The 19,708-nt window shown below is 38.6% G+C and carries 18 protein-coding genes and 1 pseudogene; 14 read left to right on the forward strand and 5 right to left on the reverse strand.

All coding sequences use genetic code 11. The features are described 5' to 3' along the window. Positions 1-295: 295 nt before the first annotated feature. Positions 296-1,546 (reverse strand): methionine adenosyltransferase, encoded by a 1,251-nt coding sequence (gene metK, locus PGN18_RS07905; RefSeq protein ID WP_335318904.1) that lies wholly within the window; start codon positions 1,544-1,546, stop codon positions 296-298. Positions 1,547-1,769: 223 nt separating this feature from the next. Between metK and PGN18_RS07910 the strand changes: the two genes are divergently transcribed. The 6 genes from PGN18_RS07910 to hisS all read left to right on the forward strand — a co-directional run bounded on the left by PGN18_RS07910 (position 1,770) and on the right by hisS (position 6,563). Beyond that, positions 1,770-2,651 carry a diacylglycerol/lipid kinase family protein gene (locus PGN18_RS07910; RefSeq protein WP_335318905.1) on the forward strand — a complete coding sequence of 294 codons (882 nt, stop codon included), beginning with the start codon at positions 1,770-1,772 and terminating at the stop codon, positions 2,649-2,651. 197 nt (positions 2,652-2,848) lie between these two features. Beyond that, on the forward strand, positions 2,849-3,199 hold the full coding sequence (locus tag PGN18_RS07915) for a translation initiation factor (RefSeq protein ID WP_335318906.1): 351 nt from the start codon (positions 2,849-2,851) through the stop codon (positions 3,197-3,199). A gap of 298 nt (positions 3,200-3,497) precedes the next feature. After that, complete coding sequence (locus tag PGN18_RS07920) at positions 3,498-4,163, forward strand: LytR/AlgR family response regulator transcription factor (protein WP_335319129.1); 666 nt, start codon at positions 3,498-3,500, stop codon at positions 4,161-4,163. A gap of 139 nt (positions 4,164-4,302) precedes the next feature. Continuing rightward, positions 4,303-4,497: a hypothetical protein gene (locus PGN18_RS07925; protein WP_335318907.1), complete on the forward strand. Its 195-nt coding sequence runs from the start codon at positions 4,303-4,305 to the stop codon at positions 4,495-4,497. Continuing rightward, positions 4,487-5,098, forward strand: coding sequence for a LytR/AlgR family response regulator transcription factor (locus PGN18_RS07930; protein WP_335318908.1), 612 nt, complete (start codon positions 4,487-4,489; stop codon positions 5,096-5,098). The genes PGN18_RS07925 and PGN18_RS07930 overlap by 11 nt, the downstream gene beginning before the upstream one ends. Positions 5,099-5,171: 73 nt before the next feature. Next, on the forward strand, positions 5,172-6,563 hold the full coding sequence (hisS, locus tag PGN18_RS07935; protein WP_335318909.1) for a histidine--tRNA ligase: 1,392 nt from the start codon (positions 5,172-5,174) through the stop codon (positions 6,561-6,563). 110 nt (positions 6,564-6,673) lie between these two features. On the opposite strand, the gene PGN18_RS07940 is transcribed toward hisS, so the two are convergent. Then, positions 6,674-7,411: a class I SAM-dependent methyltransferase gene (locus tag PGN18_RS07940; RefSeq protein WP_335318911.1), complete on the reverse strand. Its 738-nt coding sequence runs from the start codon at positions 7,409-7,411 to the stop codon at positions 6,674-6,676. Between the two features lie 158 nt (positions 7,412-7,569). Between PGN18_RS07940 and PGN18_RS07945 the strand changes: the two genes are divergently transcribed. The 5 genes and pseudogenes from PGN18_RS07945 (at position 7,570) to PGN18_RS07965 (ending at position 13,505) form a co-directional block, all read left to right on the forward strand. Continuing rightward, positions 7,570-8,865, forward strand: coding sequence for an MFS transporter (locus PGN18_RS07945; RefSeq protein WP_335318912.1), 1,296 nt, complete (start codon positions 7,570-7,572; stop codon positions 8,863-8,865). Between the two features lie 269 nt (positions 8,866-9,134). Beyond that, a pseudogene (locus tag PGN18_RS07950) lies at positions 9,135-10,414 on the forward strand (replication-associated recombination protein A). Between the two features lie 65 nt (positions 10,415-10,479). Continuing rightward, a complete protein-coding gene (locus PGN18_RS07955; RefSeq protein WP_335318913.1) occupies positions 10,480-11,952 on the forward strand; it encodes a DUF5687 family protein in 1,473 nt (490 codons plus the stop codon). A 2-nt stretch (positions 11,953-11,954) separates the two neighbouring features. Continuing rightward, complete coding sequence (locus PGN18_RS07960; RefSeq protein ID WP_335318914.1) at positions 11,955-12,647, forward strand: ABC transporter ATP-binding protein; 693 nt, start codon at positions 11,955-11,957, stop codon at positions 12,645-12,647. 180 nt (positions 12,648-12,827) lie between these two features. Further along, positions 12,828-13,505 carry an OmpA family protein gene (locus tag PGN18_RS07965; RefSeq protein ID WP_335318915.1) on the forward strand — a complete coding sequence of 226 codons (678 nt, stop codon included), beginning with the start codon at positions 12,828-12,830 and terminating at the stop codon, positions 13,503-13,505. 1,020 nt (positions 13,506-14,525) lie between these two features. Here PGN18_RS07965 and PGN18_RS07970 read toward each other — a convergent pair. Further along, positions 14,526-14,870: a hypothetical protein gene (locus tag PGN18_RS07970; RefSeq protein ID WP_335318916.1), complete on the reverse strand. Its 345-nt coding sequence runs from the start codon at positions 14,868-14,870 to the stop codon at positions 14,526-14,528. Between the two features lie 104 nt (positions 14,871-14,974). Here PGN18_RS07970 and PGN18_RS07975 point away from each other — a divergent pair, with 104 nt between their 5' ends. Genes PGN18_RS07975 through PGN18_RS07985 form a run of 3 tightly spaced genes read left to right on the forward strand, consistent with a single transcriptional unit; the run spans position 14,975 to position 17,699 of the window. Beyond that, a complete protein-coding gene (locus tag PGN18_RS07975) occupies positions 14,975-16,012 on the forward strand; it encodes a Gfo/Idh/MocA family oxidoreductase (protein WP_335318918.1) in 1,038 nt (345 codons plus the stop codon). 4 nt (positions 16,013-16,016) lie between these two features. Continuing rightward, positions 16,017-16,790, forward strand: coding sequence for a zinc-dependent peptidase (locus PGN18_RS07980; protein ID WP_335318919.1), 774 nt, complete (start codon positions 16,017-16,019; stop codon positions 16,788-16,790). 18 nt (positions 16,791-16,808) lie between these two features. Beyond that, a complete protein-coding gene (locus PGN18_RS07985; RefSeq protein ID WP_335318920.1) occupies positions 16,809-17,699 on the forward strand; it encodes a DUF6263 family protein in 891 nt (296 codons plus the stop codon). Between the two features lie 47 nt (positions 17,700-17,746). Here PGN18_RS07985 and PGN18_RS07990 read toward each other — a convergent pair whose 3' ends face one another. Then, entirely contained in the window at positions 17,747-18,733 is a 987-nt protein-coding gene (locus PGN18_RS07990) for an alpha/beta fold hydrolase (protein ID WP_335318921.1), read from the reverse strand. A 128-nt stretch (positions 18,734-18,861) separates the two neighbouring features. After that, on the reverse strand, positions 18,862-19,707 hold the full coding sequence (locus PGN18_RS07995; protein ID WP_335318922.1) for a hypothetical protein: 846 nt from the start codon (positions 19,705-19,707) through the stop codon (positions 18,862-18,864). Between the last annotated feature and the right edge of the window lies 1 nt (position 19,708).

Consider the following 19,708-nt stretch of genomic DNA (forward strand, 5'->3'; position numbering starts at 1 on the left):
CCGGAAAATAACAGTGCTTCAAGTATCTGCTTTTGAGGGGAGATTTTCTTCCTAAGAACCACCTGGCTAACTTAAATAAACCTGACAGGAGCGAACACGGAGCGCAGCGAAGTAAAGCGGATGGCGGGGCTGTCGGAACCAAAGCATGAGGAACCCTGCTTTTCAAAAAAAACAGTTTTACTGCGGTTTGTAAACCACTAAACTTACAGCTGGGAAAATTTAGCTATAAGTTGACGAAATAAAATAGGCGTTCTGCCATGTTGCAAAATGCCTATTTTTATGATTTATTAGAAAATTAAATGCCGAAAGCAGCTTTAACCTGATCTAGATAATCTAATTTCTCCCAGGTAAATAAATCAACTGAAACCGTTTTTTCTTCACCGTTTGGTGTTCTAAAAGTTTTGGTAACCGTTTCTGGTGTACGGCCCATGTGTCCGTAAGCAGCAGTTTCACTGTAAATCGGGTTTCTTAATTTTAAACGTTGCTCAATAAAATAAGGGCGCATATCAAAAATCGACTCAACAATTTTAGCAATTTCGCCATCTGTTTTACCTACCTTACCTGTTCCGTAAGTATTGATGTAAATACCCATTGGTTTAGCTACACCGATTGCATAAGAAACCTGAACCAAAATTTCATCAGCAATACCAGCAGCCACTAAATTCTTCGCGATATGACGAGTAGCATAAGCTGCACTTCTATCTACTTTACTTGGATCTTTACCAGAAAAAGCCCCACCTCCGTGAGCGCCTTTACCTCCGTAAGTATCCACGATGATTTTTCTGCCGGTTAAACCCGTATCGCCATGCGGACCACCGATTACAAATTTACCGGTTGGATTGATATGATATTCGATTTGATCATTAAACAAGTGCGCATATTGCGGATTGTTTTTGATGATGCGAGGGATTAAAATGTTAACCAGATCAGTTTTGATTTTAGCCAGCATGGTTGCCTCTTCATCGAAATCATCATGTTGCGTAGAAATTACAATGGCATCAATGCGAACAGGTTTGTTGTTATCATCGTACTCTAAAGTCACCTGGCTTTTTGCATCCGGGCGTAAATAGGTAATTTCTTTATTCTCACGGCGTAAAACAGCAAGTTCCTGTAGTAATTTATGAGAAAGGTTTAATGCCAAAGGCATATAATCTTCAGTTTCGTTAGTTGCATAACCAAACATCATACCCTGATCGCCCGCACCTTGTTCTTCTTTGCTGCTTCTGTCTACACCTTGATTAATATCTTGCGATTGCTCGTGTATGGCAGATAAAATTCCGCAAGAGTTGGCCTCAAACATGTATTCGCTTTTGGTGTAACCAATTTTCTTGATTACATCACGTGCAATTTGCTGTACATCCAAATATGTTTTAGATTTTACCTCACCCGCCAAAATAACCTGACCTGTAGTAACCAAAGTTTCGCAAGCTACTTTTGATTCTGGATCGAAAGCCAAAAAGTTGTCAATTAATGCATCCGAAATTTGATCGGCGATTTTATCTGGGTGACCTTCAGAAACAGATTCTGACGTAAATAAATATGACATTTATTAAATAATTAATGATAAATAAACAAATTTATAATTGCCAAACCCCTTGGAAACAGGTGTTGAAATGATTGAAAGGAGGCATTAGCAATTTTTTTAAGTGGTTGCAATCCGGTCCCGAGGTATCGGGATAGCAAATCAATCCACTTTTTACTGTCGCAAAATTAGCATATTTTCTTTATTTCAAAAATTATAGATTATTTTGTGCACTCAATCTTACACTTTGCACACAAAGATCAATATTCTCTTTATCATCAACCCTATCTCCGGTGGGCGGGGGAAACGGCGTATTCCCGATTTTATAGACAAATACCTGGATAAGGAAAAGTTTAGTCCCAATTTTGTTTTTAGTGAATATGTGGGGCATGCCGGCGAACTGGCAGACGAAGCAGCTACCAAAAACTTCGATGTCATTGTTGCCGCAGGTGGCGATGGTACCATAAATGAAGTGGCCACAAAGGTATTAAAGCACCAGAAAATTCTGGGAATTTTGCCATTGGGGTCAGGCAATGGCCTTGCCCGCTTTTTAAATATTTCCAAAAACCTAAGGTATGCACTTTCCACCATCAATGATTTTAAGATAGATGAAATTGATACAGCTGAGTTCAATAAAAAATGTTTTTTCAACTTGGCAGGAATGGGATTTGATGCTCACCTAAGTGCTGTTTTTTCGAAAGATAAAAAACGTGGACTATCGGGCTATGTAAAATTGGGTTTTAAGGAGGTTTTTAATTATAAACCGCAAACCTATCAGCTGGATATAGATGGTAAAGCCTATACCCGAAAAGCCTTTGCCATTAGTATTGCCAATTCATCACAGTATGGAAATGATGTTTACATTGCACCCAATGCTTCGGTAAAAGATGGTTTATTGGATGTTTGCATTATTAAACCGTTTCCGATAATAAAATTACCGGTTTTGGGTTATATCATGATGAACGGTAAGGCTGAAAACTCTGATATGATCGAAATTATTAAAGGAAAAAATATTAAAGTTACGAGAGAAACTGCTGGAGCGGTGCATGTAGATGGGGAGCCTTTGCAAATGGGCGTGGAGATTGAGGCTATGGTAAATCCACTCTCGTTAAAAGTAATCGTTCCTTGAGTGTAGCGTTAAGCGTGAGGCGGTTGGCTGAGATGATCGATTGCAAACCACGGACTATCAACCATTGACCAGCATTAGTTTTCAATTGGCAGTTTACAGTTTCAATATAACAATTCAGCAATTAAACCATACAGTTAACCGATTTAAACAATTAACCAGTTAACCCATTATTACATCTTCCACATAACATTATAACCATGAAACCAAAGAAAAATAGTTTAAGCGATCTTGGGGGAATTATGTACTCTACCAATCCAGATTTCGAATATGAAGAAGAAGTTGATAATACCGTTACTTCTCCAAATAATCAGCAGGATTTAAGGGTAATGCTGGATAAAAAGAACCGTGGAGGTAAAGCCGTGACGTTAATTACTGGCTTTAGGGGACGTTCAGAAGATTTAGAAGTGCTGGGCAAGATGTTAAAGACCAAATGTGGGGTAGGTGGATCGGTTAAGGATGGCGAAATCATGATCCAGGGTGATTTACGTGATAAAGTGATGGGTATTTTGCAAAAGGATGGCTATAAAGTGAAAAAGGCCGGGGGATAACAGAAAAGTTGTCATCATGAGGGATAATTTACTACATAAAAATCAATATGATTGACAGATAAATTTTATCAGGTAATATCGCTCGAAGAATCGTCATTCCCAACTTGATTGGGAATCCTAAAGTGCTTGCATTAAAATTAGCTTCACTGAGCACTTTGTGGTTCCCTCATAGGCGAGAATGGCGACCGCATTTTGATTCTCTCGATGGTAGCATAGCCGAAGATCTTTTTTTTGTTTGAACCCTGCAAAAGCCTTCGACTCCGCTTAGACTGACAAACGTTAGTCATATTGCCCCGAGATCAAAGTAGTCGCATGCGCCACCACGATAGAAGAGGCTTTTACACAGGCTAACCTGCATCATCCAGATCTGCTTTTTTTGGATATACAAATGGGAAAAACAACAGGTTTTGATTTGTTGAAGCAGCTTACGGAAAAAACTTTCGAGGTGGTTTTTGTAACCGCTTATGATCATTATGGTATACAGGCGGTAAAGTTTGCCGCTCTGGATTATCTGCTCAAACCGGTCGATCCCGAAGAACTCAAAGTTGCGGTTGAGAAAGCCAAAATCAGAATCAAGAACAAAATCGATGGCGAGCAGCTTAATTTTTTGCTGAGCCAGATCAAAAAAAGTGAAGTAATTATTCCAAAAATAGCACTGCCACAACAACATGAAATCCGGTACGTGTCGGTTGAGGATATTGTGCGATGCGTAGCCGATAACACCTATACTTTTTTCTTCTTGGCTAATGGCGACAGGGTCTTGATCTCAAAACCACTGAAAGAATATGCCGATCTGCTCAAACCACAAGGTCTTGTTCGAGCGCACCAAAGTCACCTGGTGAATCCAAAATTTGTAAAAAGCTGGTTAAAAGAAGATGGCGGAACGCTGTTGATGGATAATGGCGATAAAATCCCGGTTTCCAAACCCAATAGGGAAATGGTAAAAGAAGTATTGGGGAAATGACATTTCAAACCTCCGAGGTTCTATAACCAATACTAAAAGCCTCTTGATTAATTCTCATCAAAACCTATCTGATACTCAAGATTGGTTTTTAAATGTATAGTGAGTAATTACTTTCGCTAAACATTTTAAATCAATCAGCATGAAACAGTTATTATTTTTATTCTTTTTTGTTATTTCTTTTGGCTTACAGGTTGCTTATGCAGCAGCCATTGGTATGCCAGAAATTATTCTTATTCTAGTCATTGGATTTTTGACTATTGTTATAATGGTCGGCATTGTTTTATTATGTATACATTTGATCAAAAAGGCTAAGGCTACTCGAAATGAAGAATAAAATATCTATTGGATTTACTTTTATACTCACTTATGGTATTCATATTGCATATGGAGCTAATTTAGGTGTACCCGAAATCATCATGCTTTTGGTTGTAGGTCTACTCTTTTTTGGCTTTTTTGGTGGCATTTTTATGTTGATTTATTTTGTGATTAGGAAGAGCCGTACCACATTGCCGGTCGCGCCTAATACGGTAGCCATTAATTTCGCTCCCCCAGCAGCATATCAAAATCTACTGGTAGATGAAAAGACAGATAAGAAAGAACACATTAAAATAAATGGCAGGATTGCTTTGCCCCAACAGAACGAAATCAGGTACGTTAACATTGATGAAATTATGAGATGCGAAGCGGATAACAATTATACCAACTTCTTTTTAGGTGGAGGAGACCAGCTTTTGATTTCAAAATCATTGAAAGAATATGCCGATCTGCTCAAACTACAAGGTTTTGTTCGAGCGCACCAAAGTCACCTAGTAAATCCAAAATTTGTAAAAAGCTGGTTAAAAGAAGATGGCGGAACGCTGTTGATGGATAATGGCGATAAAATCCCGGTTTCTAAACCCAATAGGGAAAAGGTAAAAGAAGTATTAGGGAAATGACATTTCAAACCTAATAGGTTTCAAAAACCTTTGAGGTTTAGACATTACCTTACATTTTTGTACTTTTGCGGCTATGTCAGTTATTAAACCCTCATTAGCAAAAGGTACCCGCGATTTTTCTCCCGTTGAAATGGTTAAACGCAACTTTATTTACGATACCGTTAAAACGGTTTTTAAAAAATATGGTTATGCCGAAATCCAGACGCCAAGTTTCGAAAATCTCTCTACCCTAACCGGAAAATACGGCGATGAAGGCGATAAGCTGATTTTTAAGATTTTGAACAGTGGAGATTATCTTAAAGATCCAAAAAAGAAATCTTTCGATTTTGCCGAAGAGGATAATAGCAACAAATTGATTCCTTTAATTTCTGAAAAAGCGCTGCGTTATGACCTAACCGTGCCTTTTGCCCGTTATGTGGTGATGCATCAGCATGAAATTACGTTACCCTTTAAGCGCTTTCAGGTCCAGCCAGTTTGGCGTGCCGATCGTCCGCAAAAAGGGAGATACCGTGAGTTTTACCAGTGCGATGTGGATGTGGTGGGTTCAGAAAGTTTATTAAACGAGGCCGAGTTTATTTTAATCTATAACGAAGCTTTAAGTAAGCTGGGGTTAAAGGACTTTACCATCAAAATTAATAACCGTAAAATTTTATCAGGTATTGCCGAAATTATCGGAAAGCCGGAGTTGATCATTGATATGACGGTCGCCATTGATAAACTGGATAAAATCGGTTTAGATGGTGTTAGTAAAGAATTGTTGGAGCGTGGTTTTACCGAACAGGACTTAGAAAAACTTCGGCCGGTAATTTTGTTAGAAGGTTTTAATGAGGAAAAACTAGCCAGCCTGAAAGAAGTTTTAGCTGAATCTGAAACCGGTTTAAAAGGTATTGCAGAAATAGAACAGGTTTTTGATTATGTAGAAAGCTTGATCGATTACGGTTTACCTTTAACCGCCAAATTGGAGCTGGATATTACATTGGCACGTGGATTAAATTATTATACCGGCTGTATTTTTGAAGTTAAAACCAATGAAGTGGCTATGGGCAGCATTGGTGGAGGTGGTCGTTACGATGACTTAACCGGTATGTTCGGTTTAAAAGGCCTAACCGGTGTGGGGGTTTCTTTCGGCGCAGACCGCATTTATGATGTACTGGAAGAATTGAACCTTTTCCCTGCTTCCGCAGAAGTGGGAACGAAAGTTTTGATCAGCAATTTCGATGCGACCGCTGAAAAATATGCGCTACCGATTGTTCAGCAACTTAGAAATGCCGGAATTGCGGCAGAATTATACCCGAGTTCGGCGAAACTGAAAAAACAAATGGCTTATGCTGATGCCAAGAATATCCCATATGTGATTTTAATTGGTGGCGATGAAATGGCCAGTGGAGAACTTACGTTAAAGGATATGCAAAGCGGCGAACAGAAGAAACTAACTGTTTTAGGTATACTGGAGTTGTTGAAATAGAAGTTATTAACCACAGAGATCACTAAGTTTTCTCAGAGTAAACGGAGCAACTTCAGTTGCTTAAAAATTTATTCGGTGTGCTCCGTGCCTTTTCTCTGTTGACTCTGTGTTTAAACCGATCTGCCAACCCGTAGTAAAACAGGGAAATGAACATCCTTTTCTGAGTCATCACCCCAGGCTTCCTTTAGTTCGGTAAGCATGTATTCTAATGGGTTGCGCTCGTTGGCTTTTTTATAATGTTGCAATGACGACCAGGTATTCAAATAACCAATTAACTGTTTAAAATTCCAGGTGGTTTTGATCCGGAAATGAGGTGCAATGATTTCTTCAAAAGGAAAGGGAATGGTTTTGTAACCTTCTTCAATATAATGGCGTTCACTATCCCAGTATTTGCCCAGAATATCTTCGTAAAGTTTATGTACAGCTTTATCTACCTTTTTGTCAATAACCATTAAGCCATAACCAATCACTGCGAAAAGTCCGTCAGGTTTTAATGTTCTTTTAACTTCAGTATAAAATGCCTCGAAATTGAACCAATGGATGGCTTGCGCTACCGTAATTAAATCGAAACTATCATTACCTACCCAGGTTTGCTCTGCAGGTTCTACTTTGTATGTAATATTGGGTAACTGTAAAGCATTTTTAAGCTGATTTTCGCTAATATCTGTAGCATAAACCGAATTAAAGTGTTGCGCCAATACCCGTGCAACCTGGCCATTTCCTGTGGCACAATCCCATGCTGTTTCCTTTTTTTTAACCAGGGCAAGCAAATAGTCGTATAATTCCTGTGGGTAGGTCGGCCTGTAGATGGCGTAATCGGCAGATTGGGTAGAAAAATTATCTTTCATTGTGGCAATGATTAGATGTTGAAAAAGTAAGTGACGTTATTGATTGAGAATAATTGAACACTTTCTTGATAAAATTATTATATTTTTGATAAACAACCAGTGTTAATTTAAGTTTCACCTTCGGAATTCAATCATTTTCCCTTCAATAGTTCTATACAATGGAAAAAGCGGTACAGCAAAATGAGGTTAAGGAAGCATATCGGCTTAAGTCTATATTTGGAGGCTCGGTTGGGAATCTGGTTGAATGGTATGATTGGTACACTTACTCTGCTTTCGCACTATATTTTTCACCCGCTTTTTTCCCGAACAGCAATCCAACTGCGCAACTATTAAATACAGCCGGAATTTTTGCCGTAGGGTTTTTAATGCGTCCTATTGGGGGCTGGTTGTTTGGCAGTATTGCCGATAAACTGGGCAGGAAACATTCCATGACATTATCAGTGCTGATTATGGCCATCGGGTCTCTGATTATTGGCTTAACCCCGGGTTACAAGAGGATTGGTATCGCCGCTCCGTTATTGCTCGTTTTTGCCAGATTAATCCAGGGTTTGAGCACTGGGGGTGAATATGGAACATCTGCTACCTACCTCAGTGAAATGTCTACCCCAAAACATCGGGGATTTTATTCAAGCTTCCAGTATGTGACGCTTATCGGCGGACAGTTATTGGCTTTAGGGATTCAGCTGATCCTGCAAAACTGGTTGCTTAGCCCCTCACAATTACATGACTGGGGCTGGCGGATTCCCTTTTTTATAGGTGCTGTCCTCTCATTTATCGCATTGTATCTTCGGAGGCATATCGATGAAACAGCAGCCTTTAAAAGTAAAAATACAGATGACAAAAAAGGAGGTATTTCCATATTATTTAAGTATCCGAAAGAGATTTTTACCGTAGTGGGTTTAACATTAGGTGGAACCATCGCTTTTTATACATTCAGCACGTATATGCAAAAGTTTCTGGTGAATACGGTTCACCTGAGTAAAGAAACTTCTACCACATTATCATTTATTTCGCTGTTGGTTTTTGCCATCATACAGCCGCTATTCGGTCTGTTATCTGATAAAATTGGCAGGAAGCCCCTGTTAATTGGTTTTGGAGTATTGGGTACCTTATGTACCTATCCAATTTTGACTGGCCTGGCTGGCGAGACCAACACTACCATTATATTTTTATTGATGATCGGTGCTCTAATTATTGTGAGCGGTTATACGAGTATTAATGCAGTAGTAAAGGCCGAACTTTTTCCTGCCGAAATCAGGGCTTTAGGTGTGGGTTTACCATATGCTTTAACCGTTGCCATTTTTGGTGGAACGGCAGAATATTTTGCACTCTGGTTTAAAAATATTGGTCATGAAAGTTATTTCTACTGGTATGTAACCGCATGTATTTTAATCTCCCTGGTTTTGTACACGACTATGAAGGATACCAAACACCATTCGAAGATAGAGGATTAGACTTTAGCTCTTTTTTATATGCAATCGTCACCTTAAATGGTCCTTATTTGTAACGAGGATTATCGAGATCTGCATTTATAATGCAGATAAATAAAAAAGCAGCGATAAAATCGCCACTCTAATTCATCCGCGTTACAAACGCGGACGATAAAAGAATTTTACCGATAATTCCCCTTTTAAACCGTGCATCCGTAACAAACTTATGCTGGTTCTATTTGGTTAGTAAATTATCCACAAACAAAATATTCAATTTTTATATATTTACCATTATGCAAAACCTGCCTCCTTTAGCCGAACGTATGCGCCCTCAAAATCTAGATGAATATGTTGGTCAGCAGCATTTGGTAGGAGAGGGAGCCGTATTGCGCAAAGCGATTGAAGGTGGGCAGCTACCATCCATGATTTTCTGGGGACCTCCTGGAGTTGGTAAAACTACCTTGGCTTATATCATTTCGCAGGCGTTAGACCGGCCTTTTTTTAATTTGAGTGCCATCAATAGCGGAGTTAAAGATATTCGTGATGTGATCGACCGCGCTGCACAATTAAAGGATAGTTTTCTGGGTTTGCCCATTTTGTTTATTGATGAGATTCATCGTTTTAGTAAATCGCAGCAAGATAGTTTGTTAGGAGCTGTTGAACGTGGCTTGGTTACTTTGATTGGTGCTACGACAGAAAATCCATCTTTTGAGGTGATTTCCGCTTTGCTCTCCCGTTGTCAGGTTTACATTTTAAAATCGCTTAGCGAAGAAGAATTGGTGAGTTTGTTGCAAACGGCCATTAAAAAGGATGCTGCTCTCGTGGAAAAGAAATTTCAATTAAAGAACACGAGGCTTTAATCCGTTTATCTGGTGGTGATGCACGGAAATTATTAAACGTGCTCGAAATTGCCATTAATGGCATTGGTGGCAATAAAATTGTGCTGACCAATGAGAATGTGCTGGCCCATGCGCAGCAAAATCTTGCACTTTATGATAAAGCCGGAGAACAACATTACGATATCATTTCGGCATTTATTAAATCAATCCGTGGCAGTGACCCCAATGCGGCAGTTTATTGGTTGGCCAGGATGATTGAAGGGGGAGAAGATCCGCTTTTTATTGCCCGCCGGTTGTTGACTTTATCTTCAGAAGATATCGGAAATGCCAATCCAAATGCGCTGTTATTGGCAAACAACTGTTTTACAGCAGTAAATGTAATCGGTTATCCGGAGGCACGGATTATTTTATCGCAATGTGTAACCTATCTGGCCAGTTCGCCAAAAAGTAATGCCGCTTACGAAGCCATTAATAAGGCGCAGGCTTTAGTTAAGCAAACCGGTAATTTACCTGTACCGCTGCATATCCGCAATGCACCCACCAAACTGATGAAGAACATTGGCTATGGGAAAGATTACCAATATTCACACGGTTACGAAGGTAATTTCTCACCACAAGAATATTTTCCAGAAGAATTAAGTGGCACAAAACTCTACGATCCGGGTAAAAATCCTGCAGAAGAGAAATTACGCGAAAAACTTAGGCAGAACTGGAAAGACAAATACAAATATTAGTGTAACATTTTCTACTGAAAGTTTACTAATAGATAAACTGACTAAAATCAAACACTAAACTAAATATGCTGAGTACTTTTTTAAGCCATCAAAGAAAATCTTTCTGGCGTTCGCGGAACCGGGGCAGTAGTATTGCTGGCCAGATTGTTTTGGGTTTCTTTATGCTTTACTTTTTTGCCATTGCTGTTGGCATCGGTTTTGGAATGTCGCATTTTCTGCCACAAATTTTCCCAAACAAAGATGTAATCTCCAGTTTCAATGGCATTATCCTTTATTATTTTGCATTTGATTTTATTATGCGTTTACAGTTTCAGGAACTGCCTACGCTGAGTATCATTCCCTATCTGCATTTAAGGATTTCGAGAAGCAAAATCATCAGTTTTTTAAATGTTAAAGCGCTATTTTCTGCCTTTAACCTTTGGCCGTTTTTTATTTTTCTGCCTTTCTGCTTTACTAAAATTGCGCCAAACTTAGGTGTGGTTACCACCATCATGTATATCGTTTCGATACTTTCGATGATGGTTTTTAACAATTACCTGGTGTTGTATATTAAACGTAAATCCATCACCAATACCCTTTACACTTTTTTCGGACTGGTTGTAATTGCTGCTTTTGCTGCTTTAGAATATTATAAGGTTATTTCCATTATGGCCGCTTCTGATTTCGTATTCAGGGCCATTGTCGCACAACCTGCCTATGGCTTTGCATTTACGCTCGCAGCTGTTGCTATATTTTATTTCAATTCTGGTTTCTTGCGTAAAAATCTTTACGTGGAGGAGTTAAGTAGTAAACAGGAGAAAAAGGGCAGCACCGATTATGCTTTCCTTAACCGTTTTGGGAAAGTTGGCGAACTGGCTGCTTTGGAATTAAAATTAATCCTCCGCCATAAACGTCCACGCTCTGCGGTAATTATGGGCTTCTTTTTTCTTTTTTACGGGTTTATTTTTTATAAAGAAAAAGCAATTAATAGCGATGCCTTTGGACAGATGATGTTCGGCGCCATATTTATGACGGGTATTTCGATCATTATTTATGGACAATTTATGTTTGCCTGGCAAAGTGCCCACTTTGATGGCATATTGGCCAATAAAATCAATTTTAAAGATTATATCAAGGCTAAATTTTTACTTTTTACTATCGGTTGTACCGTTATTACCGTATTGGCAAGTTTTTATGGATTTTTAAGTCCAAAATTGTTGCTGCTGCACCTGGCGGCTTATTTCTATAACATCGGGTTTGGAACTGTGGTGGTACTTTACCTGGCTACTTTAAATTATAAAAGATTGGACATTACCAAAGCCGCAAGCTTTAATTACCAGGGAACGGGTGCTACCCAATGGCTTTTAATGTTTCCTTATGCACTTACTCCCATTATCATGTATGTGCCATTTGGCATATTAAATAAACCTTACTGGGGTTTGGCAGTAGTCGGTGTATTCGGTTTAGCCATGCTGTTATTAAGAGGCTTTTGGGTAAACTACATCGCAAAACGACTTGAAAAACAACGATATAAAATAGCCGAAGGCTTTAGAGAATAATTATGATTTTAGAAGTTAAGAAATTACAAAAAGTTTATGGCGATAAAACCGTCGTAAATATCGAAGACCTACAGATCGCTTCCGGTGAAACCGTTGGTTTAGTAGGAAATAATGGTGCAGGTAAAACGACTTTCTTTAGGATGCTTTTAGATCTGATCCGCCCAACTTCAGGCGAGGTTTTATCCAAAGGGGAAAATGTAATGCAAAACGATAACTGGAAAAATTATACCGCATCTTTTTTGGATGAGGGTTTCCTGATCGATTATTTAACACCGGAAGAGTATTTTATTTTTATTGGCAGTTTACACAATTTAAGTGTTGCCGATGTTTCCGTCTACCTTAACCAATATGGTGAGTTTTTTAATGGCGAAATCCTGAACAGTGGGAAGTACATACGCGATTTTAGTAAAGGAAATCAGGTAAAGGTCGGTATTGCTGCTGCTTTAATGCAAAAACCAGAAATATTGATTTTGGATGAACCTTTTGCCAACCTTGATCCAACCACGCAAATCCGTTTAAAGAACTTGTTAAAGGCACAGGCAGGCAACATGACTACTTTCATCTCTAGTCACGATTTAAACCATGTTACCGATGTTTGTAACCGGATCGTGCTGGTTGAAAAGGGACAGGTTATTAAAGATTTTAAAACAGACGAAAATACCTTAAAAGAGTTGGAAAGTTATTTTTCTGCTTAGTTTTTTGTACTAAGATTGATACAATTTATGCAAAGAGTCCTGATTGATCGGGACTCTTTTTTTGAAAAAAGAATTCCAGTTTATTGGGGATTATAATAAAAATAGAGCGAAAACATAGCGCTCTTGCTTTTTGGCATTGTGTTTGAATATGTTGCTCGGTAATTATAAATCTAGCATATCATGAGTATTTCAAAAGTAAGAATAGCAACATTAAGCATAGGATTGGCTGTAGGATCAATGGCATTCCAAAGTTGCGATAGTTTAACAAAAACACAAAAAGGTGCTGGTATTGGCGCAGCAGCTGGTGGTGTAGTTGGTGCATTAATCGGTAAAAAAGCAGGTAATACAGCAGTTGGCGCTTTAATTGGTGGTGCAATAGGTGGTACAGCCGGAGCTTTTATTGGCCGTAGAATGGACAGACAGGCCGCTGAAATTCAAAAGGCTATTCCTAATGCAGAGGTAATCCGTGAAGGTGAAGGTATTATTGTAAAATTTGATAGTGGTATTTTATTTGATTTTGATAAAACTGCTTTGAAAGATGCAGCTAAAACCAATATTCAGAGTTTAGCTTCTTCGTTAAACCAATATCCTGATACAGATATCAAAATTATTGGCCATACTGATAGCCGTGGTACCGAACAATACAATATGGGCCTTTCAGAAAGAAGAGCGGCTGCGGTTAAAGCTTATGCCGTTTCTCAAGGTGTTCCATCTTCAAGATTAGTTACCATTGGTAAAGGTTTTGCTGAGCCAATTGCAGATAACAGCACTGACGCAGGCCGTGCGGCAAATCGTCGTGTAGAAATTGTAATTGTTGCAAATGATGCCTTAAAATCTACCGCACAAAAACAAGGTTAATATCAAGAATTCCCTCTACCTATGAGGTCAATATATACTCACCCCAGTGTACACGCACTGGGGTTTTTTTCGTTTACGAGTTATTTAACTTTCTTGCCAACGCGCTATCCAGGTTGGCAACTCTTTGTCAGCCTATCGCTGGTTTGGTTACCCACAAAACAACAGGAAACTACTACATTAATTTAATTGAGTGATAAGGTGAAAATTTATCGCCTTTTTTGGAAAGCAGGTTCCTGTGTTTATCGGTTCCGGTAATCCCGCCATCCGCTTTATTCCGACTTTATGTCCTACCGTGTGGACACAATTAATTATAATATTTTTCTCCCGCTCTATGCCGCGGAGGCATGGTACTTTGGAGCGCCAAAGTACCCAAAGCGCTTCGTCAATCCAGCAATGAGCCTTTTGCACAACCCCATACGCATCAAAAAAACAGTGGCACTTCGTTTTGTGTTCAATATTCTTTTGAAATCAAATCATTGTAATGAACACAAAACCACTGCGTTTCAGGTTTGTTAGTGCTAATTTAACTTAACTGCAACTGTTTTTTGATTTCCCTGGCTCTTGGGATTGACAGTGTTCTTCGCTAAAATCAGTGCATTATTAAAGTTGGCTAGCAAAACGCCTAAACAATTCATAAAAAGATGTGTCCACACGGTAGGACTTTATGTCGGGATGCCCGCTACTGTCGGGTTTAGATAACCTAGGTTGTGCCCGGAAGCTAAACTACTCTGCAACTTAAATCGTTGTACCGGAATAAGGTTCTTAAACGGGATTGAAGCGGCATCCTCCGATCTGATTTTTCATCAGAATCGGAGATTTAGCAAAAAGCCCAACTGACGTTAAATAATGTAAATGGCCTTGCTTTCCAAACCCTATGAAATAAATATAGATTGTCGGATGGGAACATCCGACACCACAAATGATTTCAGGGTCTATCTAGCAGGAAGATGCTGTATCACTCATCCGACCGGCCGGAAGTTCAGTATGACGATCGCGTTAGGAAGAGACTAACATCGCTCACTACGAATAAATATCCTCAAAATAACTCACCACCAGCGATTTCATCAGCATTTCCTGCTCTAACATGGTATAGGGTGGAATGGCTTTGATCAATTTCCAATGGGGCCATCCATCCTGGTCTAAGCCTTCCAGTTCATAAAATCCCATTTCGCTCAATAAACGGCAGGTAGCAATATGCATCAGCTCTTCTTTCTGGCGCTTACTATATTTTTTCGGGCCTTTGCCCAGTTCCTGAACGCCTATTAAAAAAAGCATGACCTTTAAATCAGGAAAATCTGATTCAAATTCAGTTGAAATCCTTTCCTGTAAAACTTTCCACTTGGCATTAATCTCCGACGGCTTCATAAATGCAAAGATAGTGCAAAAACGTGTAAGCATTAAGTAAAACGTTTAGGCTTTTAACACCCACGCTTGAATGGTAACGGTATTTTTGGTTACATTTATAACCTATGGATACAAATAGTAATAAAAAAATTAATGCGGGTTTATTAGCCTACGGCATGTCGGGGAAAGTTTTTCATGCTCCTTTTTTGCAGGCCCACAGCGGATTCAATTTACAGGCTGTGGTAGAACGCAACCATAAGAATGCAGTGAATGATTATCCAGATATTATCAGCTACAATAGTGTTGATGAGTTATTAAATGATGAGGAAATAGAGCTAATCGTAATTAATACCCCAAACAATCTCCATTACGAACATGCCAAAGCAGCTTTAAATAAACACAAGCATATTTTGGTAGAAAAGCCCTTTACTGCAACAACGGCAAAGGCAAAAGAACTGTTCGAACTGGCCGATAGTGTAGGCAAACAGATTTTCTTTTACCAGAACCGTCGCTGGGACAGCGATTTTACATCTGTACGAAATGTTATTGAAAGCGGTAGACTGGGTAAATTGGTTGAGGTTCATTTGCGTTACGACCGTTACCGCAATGTAATTGGACCAAAAGTATTTAAAGAAACACCTGTAGAAGCCAGTGGACTCCTATATGATTTAGGGCCACATCTTTTAGATCAGGTAATCAGCCTGTTTGGCAAGCCCTTAAATTACCATAAAATTTTGGGTAAAAATAGGGAAGGTACTTTGGTAGATGATTACTTTTCCATCCAATTGACTTACCCTGATAGTCTGCACGTTTTCGTTACTTCGAGTATGTTAGTCGTGAACCCACAGCCAGGATTTGTTTTACATGGCGTAAACGGCAGCTTTATTAAACAAAGAACCGATATTCAGGAAGAACAGTTATTGGCTGGCATGAAATTAACCGACCCCAGTTATGGCATTGAACCTGAAAATAAAGATGGTTTGTTAACGACCATTGATGCTGATGGAAAGAAAACCGAAGAGAAAGTTCCGTCGGAAGTAGGAAGTTATTTGCCCCTTTTTGAAGCCGTTTATCAGGGGATAATCGATAATAAACCCTATCCTGTAACAAGAGAAGACGTTTTAACACAAATTGAAATTATAGAAAGCCCGGTAACAACATAATCTCATGAATTCTCTCCCGTTTATATACCTGATTCCAATTTTTTTGATTGCCCTATATTTAATCCTAAAGAAAAAGAAAGTGGCAGTAACGCCTTTAACCGACGTAGACAAAAAAATACTCGATGATTATGTGAGTTATTACCACAATCTTGATTCGACAGATAAATTGAGGTTTGAAGAAAAGGTGGCTACATTTTTCAGTACGGTTAAAATCGAACCGGTTGGTTTGGAAATGACCACATTGGATGAATTGCTAATTGCGGCAAGTGCGGTAATCCCCATTTTTGGTTTTGACGATTGGCAGTACAAGAACCTCACCAGCGTTTTATTATATCCGGATACTTTTAATAAGGATTTTCAGTTTGATAGTGGTGAAAGAAATATCATGGGGATGGTGGGCACTGGGTATATGAACGGACAAATGATTTTATCGCGTTCGGCATTGCGCTATGGTTTCTCTAAAAGCGCAGGCAAAGAGAATACAGCCATACACGAATTTGTACATCTTTTAGATAAATCTGATGGGGCAACCGATGGTGTTCCGGAAAATTTGTTGGCACATGAGTACACTTTACCGTGGATTAAGATGATGCATGAGGAAATGGAAAAAATTGAAGAGAATAAGTCGGATATTAATCCTTATGCCATCACTAATCAGGCTGAGTTTTTTGCCGTGGTTTCTGAATATTTCTTTGAAAAACCTGAGCTGTTAAAAGACAAACACCCTGAACTGTATTTTCAGTTAAGTCGCATTTTTGCCCAGCAACCTGCCGGATAGTTTGATTAATCAAAAAAGATGAAAATAATAATCACATTGCTTTGCAGTTTGGCCTCACTTGGTGTATGGGCACAAAAAACATATTCGCTTAAGCAGAATTATCCGACAGGGAATAAGTATGATTTTTCATTTGTTTCCGATCAGATCATCAATCAGAAAATTGCTGGCAGAAGCATAAACTCCACGCAAACCATAGGGACAGATTACATTTTTGATATTACTGAAGGACACAATGGCGATAAAGATTTAAAGGTAACTTACAATAGGTTGTTTATTAAATCGAATGCAATGGGAAATGCCATGACATTGAGCTCCGATGATCAGGATAGCACCAAAAAGAATCCTTTCAGCGGCTTAAAAGGTGCATCTTTTTACATGACGATCAGCCCAAGCGGTGCCATAAAAACTGTTGCTGGTATAGATCAGATGTTGGATAAAATGGCAACAAGGATGACTAAAGATACCAGTCAGGCTAAACAGCTTAAAAATGCCTTAAGTAGACAATTTAACAATGAAATTGTGAAGCAAACAATGGAATCGTCATTTAAAATTTATCCAGATAAAGCGGTTAAAATAGGCGACAGCTGGACAGTTGATACCAAAATGCAAATGAGTATGCCGATTGAAACCATTACGCGATATACTTTGAAAGAAGTAGAGGATGGCATTGCTATATTGAGTGTAAAAGGGACATTGGTTTCAAAAGGAGATTTTGAAGCAATGGGCAACAAAATGGAAACAGATTTACATGGAACCAATTCTGGTGAAACGTCTATTGATATAAAAACCGGTATTGTGCTGAACAGTCACCTACGTGTAGAGTTATACGGAAAAATGAAATCGATGGGGCAGGATATCGATTTCGAAATGCAGGGTATTAATAAAATTACAGGGAAAGAGATTAATTAATTTATTGAACCTCACAGGTTTCGAAAACCGGTGAGGTGTTTCAAAAACTATAAACTGCCCGTTAGTGCCACCAAAAACTCCGTCGGGATCTCGATATGAGGAATATGCCCACAGGCGTCAAATTCGATAAGTTTAGCGCCAATAATTTTCGCTGCGGTCTGTTTCCCTAAAAATTTATATTGCCCATGTAAAGCCTGTTGATCTGGTGTAAGCAATGCCTTGCCAACGATGGTTTTATCTTCCTTACCGATGAATAAAACAGTGGGTACTTTTAAATTTTGAAATTCGTATACTACAGGTTGCTCATAAGTCATCGTATAAGTGAGCGCGGCAACTTTAGCCCAGCGTGGGTAATCTGAACTATTGGTAACGCCTCCCGCAATGTCTACCAAATATTCATATTCGGGTTTCCAATAAGTAAAATAAGAACCCTGATAATATTTTCGTACGCTCTCGGGCGTGGTTTTAAGTTCCGTTTGGTACTGCTGTGCTGTAGTAATATATGGGATGAACGTTTTATAATCCTCTAATCCGATTGGGTTTTCAAGTAAGAGCTTTTCTGTTTTATCAGGATACATCAAAGCGAAACGGGTGGCTAACATGCCGCCCATGCTATGACCTAAAACAACGGTTTTTTGAATCCCCAGCGTATCTAAAAGCTTTTTATTCCAGGTAGCCATTTGGTGGAAACTATAATGGATAAATGCTTTTGATGATTTACCGAAACCGATCTGATCGGGAACAATTACGCGGTAACCAATATTGGTGAGGGCCTTGATTACGTTGGTCCAGTAGTAACCGCCGAAGTTTTTTCCATGAAAAAGGATAGCCGTTTTGCCATTGACAGCTTTTGTTGGCTGAACATCCATATAAGCCATTTTAATATCCTGTCCTTCCGTATTAATCGGGAAATATTTAACCGGATAGGGATATTTAACATTATCAAGTGTAATTGATAGCGTGTCTGTGTGCTGCGCTTTGAGCTGATGGAAAAAGAAGAATAAAAGGGCAAATAATAGGAAAAACTTCTTCATGTATTGGGTAGTGATCTAAAAAACTAAACTAATTGGCCTAAGTTATACTTTTGCCAATTAGTTAGCTTAAAAATCATGCCCTTTTTTACATGATCAATAACTGGCTTTGTAAGCGTGATGAATTTGAATTAATCTTTAAACATCTGTTTCAAGTATTTTACAGGCATCTGAACTTTGGTTTCATCTGATAAACTTCCTGAAATTTTATTGATATTAAATTTGTCTATTTTAATTTCCGATTTTTCAAAAGTTTTAACGTTTAAGTTTTCAATATTTTTATTTTCTTCTCCCTCCTCACCCTCAATACTTGCAGATGAATTTTTGCAGATAATATTTAAGTTCTTGTAATTATTATTTCCTGAGCTGAATGCCGTACTATCCAGATTGATGGTCAAATTTTTAATTTCAGTTTGGTTGATTACCCTGGTAATTTTTCCGTCTGTACTAAATGTAACTGGTGAACTGAACATGAGTTGGTCCGAATTTTTCACGTTAATACCTAAAGTGTCGGTTTTAGCTGTTAAAACAATGCTTGAAGCATTACCAACGTCTAATTTATCAATATTTGGACCATATACCAATATCACAATACCATCAAAATGGTTACCAGACCTATTAAGCTTATCACTAAACTTAATTTGTAATACTCCGGCCCTATTGACATTAAAAACGATGTCATTTTTCACATCGTAAGGTATTTTTACACCTGATTGTGTACTTTTTATAAAGTGTAATTCTAAGTATATCCTTTTTGCATCTGGAATATTAACCAGTGAAAAAGGTGTTTTAATGGGGATGGAAACCCTGTCTTTACTCATCCTGTCAAAAGGTTCTTCATTTATCTCTTGCTCTTCTACAAAATTATGGCCAGTTCTCGTACGATAATTTATTTTAACATTCACTGCCACAACAATGATTGGGATAATAATCAGTAGTGCTGCAAGTGCGATTAATAATTTATTACTTGTTTTCATT

This window comes from Pedobacter terrae, from assembly GCF_036946585.1.
Classification (GTDB): Bacteria; Bacteroidota; Bacteroidia; order Sphingobacteriales; family Sphingobacteriaceae; genus Pedobacter; species Pedobacter terrae_C.

What these genes read in the sequence shown, in the direction of transcription:
- metK (WP_335318904.1), bottom strand. Translation starts at nt 1,546, where the DNA reads ATGTCATATTTATTTACGTCAGAATCTGTTTCTGAAGGTCACCCAGAT.
- PGN18_RS07915 (WP_335318906.1), top strand. Translation starts at nt 2,849, where the DNA reads ATGAAACCAAAGAAAAATAGTTTAAGCGATCTTGGGGGAATTATGTAC.
- PGN18_RS07925 (WP_335318907.1), top strand. Translation starts at nt 4,303, where the DNA reads ATGAAACAGTTATTATTTTTATTCTTTTTTGTTATTTCTTTTGGCTTA.
- PGN18_RS07930 (WP_335318908.1), top strand. Translation starts at nt 4,487, where the DNA reads ATGAAGAATAAAATATCTATTGGATTTACTTTTATACTCACTTATGGT.
- hisS (WP_335318909.1), top strand. Translation starts at nt 5,172, where the DNA reads ATGTCAGTTATTAAACCCTCATTAGCAAAAGGTACCCGCGATTTTTCT.
- PGN18_RS07940 (WP_335318911.1), bottom strand. Translation starts at nt 7,411, where the DNA reads ATGAAAGATAATTTTTCTACCCAATCTGCCGATTACGCCATCTACAGG.
- PGN18_RS07945 (WP_335318912.1), top strand. Translation starts at nt 7,570, where the DNA reads ATGGAAAAAGCGGTACAGCAAAATGAGGTTAAGGAAGCATATCGGCTT.
- PGN18_RS07955 (WP_335318913.1), top strand. Translation starts at nt 10,480, where the DNA reads ATGCTGAGTACTTTTTTAAGCCATCAAAGAAAATCTTTCTGGCGTTCG.
- PGN18_RS07960 (WP_335318914.1), top strand. Translation starts at nt 11,955, where the DNA reads ATGATTTTAGAAGTTAAGAAATTACAAAAAGTTTATGGCGATAAAACC.
- PGN18_RS07965 (WP_335318915.1), top strand. Translation starts at nt 12,828, where the DNA reads ATGAGTATTTCAAAAGTAAGAATAGCAACATTAAGCATAGGATTGGCT.
- PGN18_RS07970 (WP_335318916.1), bottom strand. Translation starts at nt 14,870, where the DNA reads ATGAAGCCGTCGGAGATTAATGCCAAGTGGAAAGTTTTACAGGAAAGG.
- PGN18_RS07975 (WP_335318918.1), top strand. Translation starts at nt 14,975, where the DNA reads ATGGATACAAATAGTAATAAAAAAATTAATGCGGGTTTATTAGCCTAC.
- PGN18_RS07980 (WP_335318919.1), top strand. Translation starts at nt 16,017, where the DNA reads ATGAATTCTCTCCCGTTTATATACCTGATTCCAATTTTTTTGATTGCC.
- PGN18_RS07985 (WP_335318920.1), top strand. Translation starts at nt 16,809, where the DNA reads ATGAAAATAATAATCACATTGCTTTGCAGTTTGGCCTCACTTGGTGTA.
- PGN18_RS07990 (WP_335318921.1), bottom strand. Translation starts at nt 18,733, where the DNA reads ATGAAGAAGTTTTTCCTATTATTTGCCCTTTTATTCTTCTTTTTCCAT.
- PGN18_RS07995 (WP_335318922.1), bottom strand. Translation starts at nt 19,707, where the DNA reads ATGAAAACAAGTAATAAATTATTAATCGCACTTGCAGCACTACTGATT.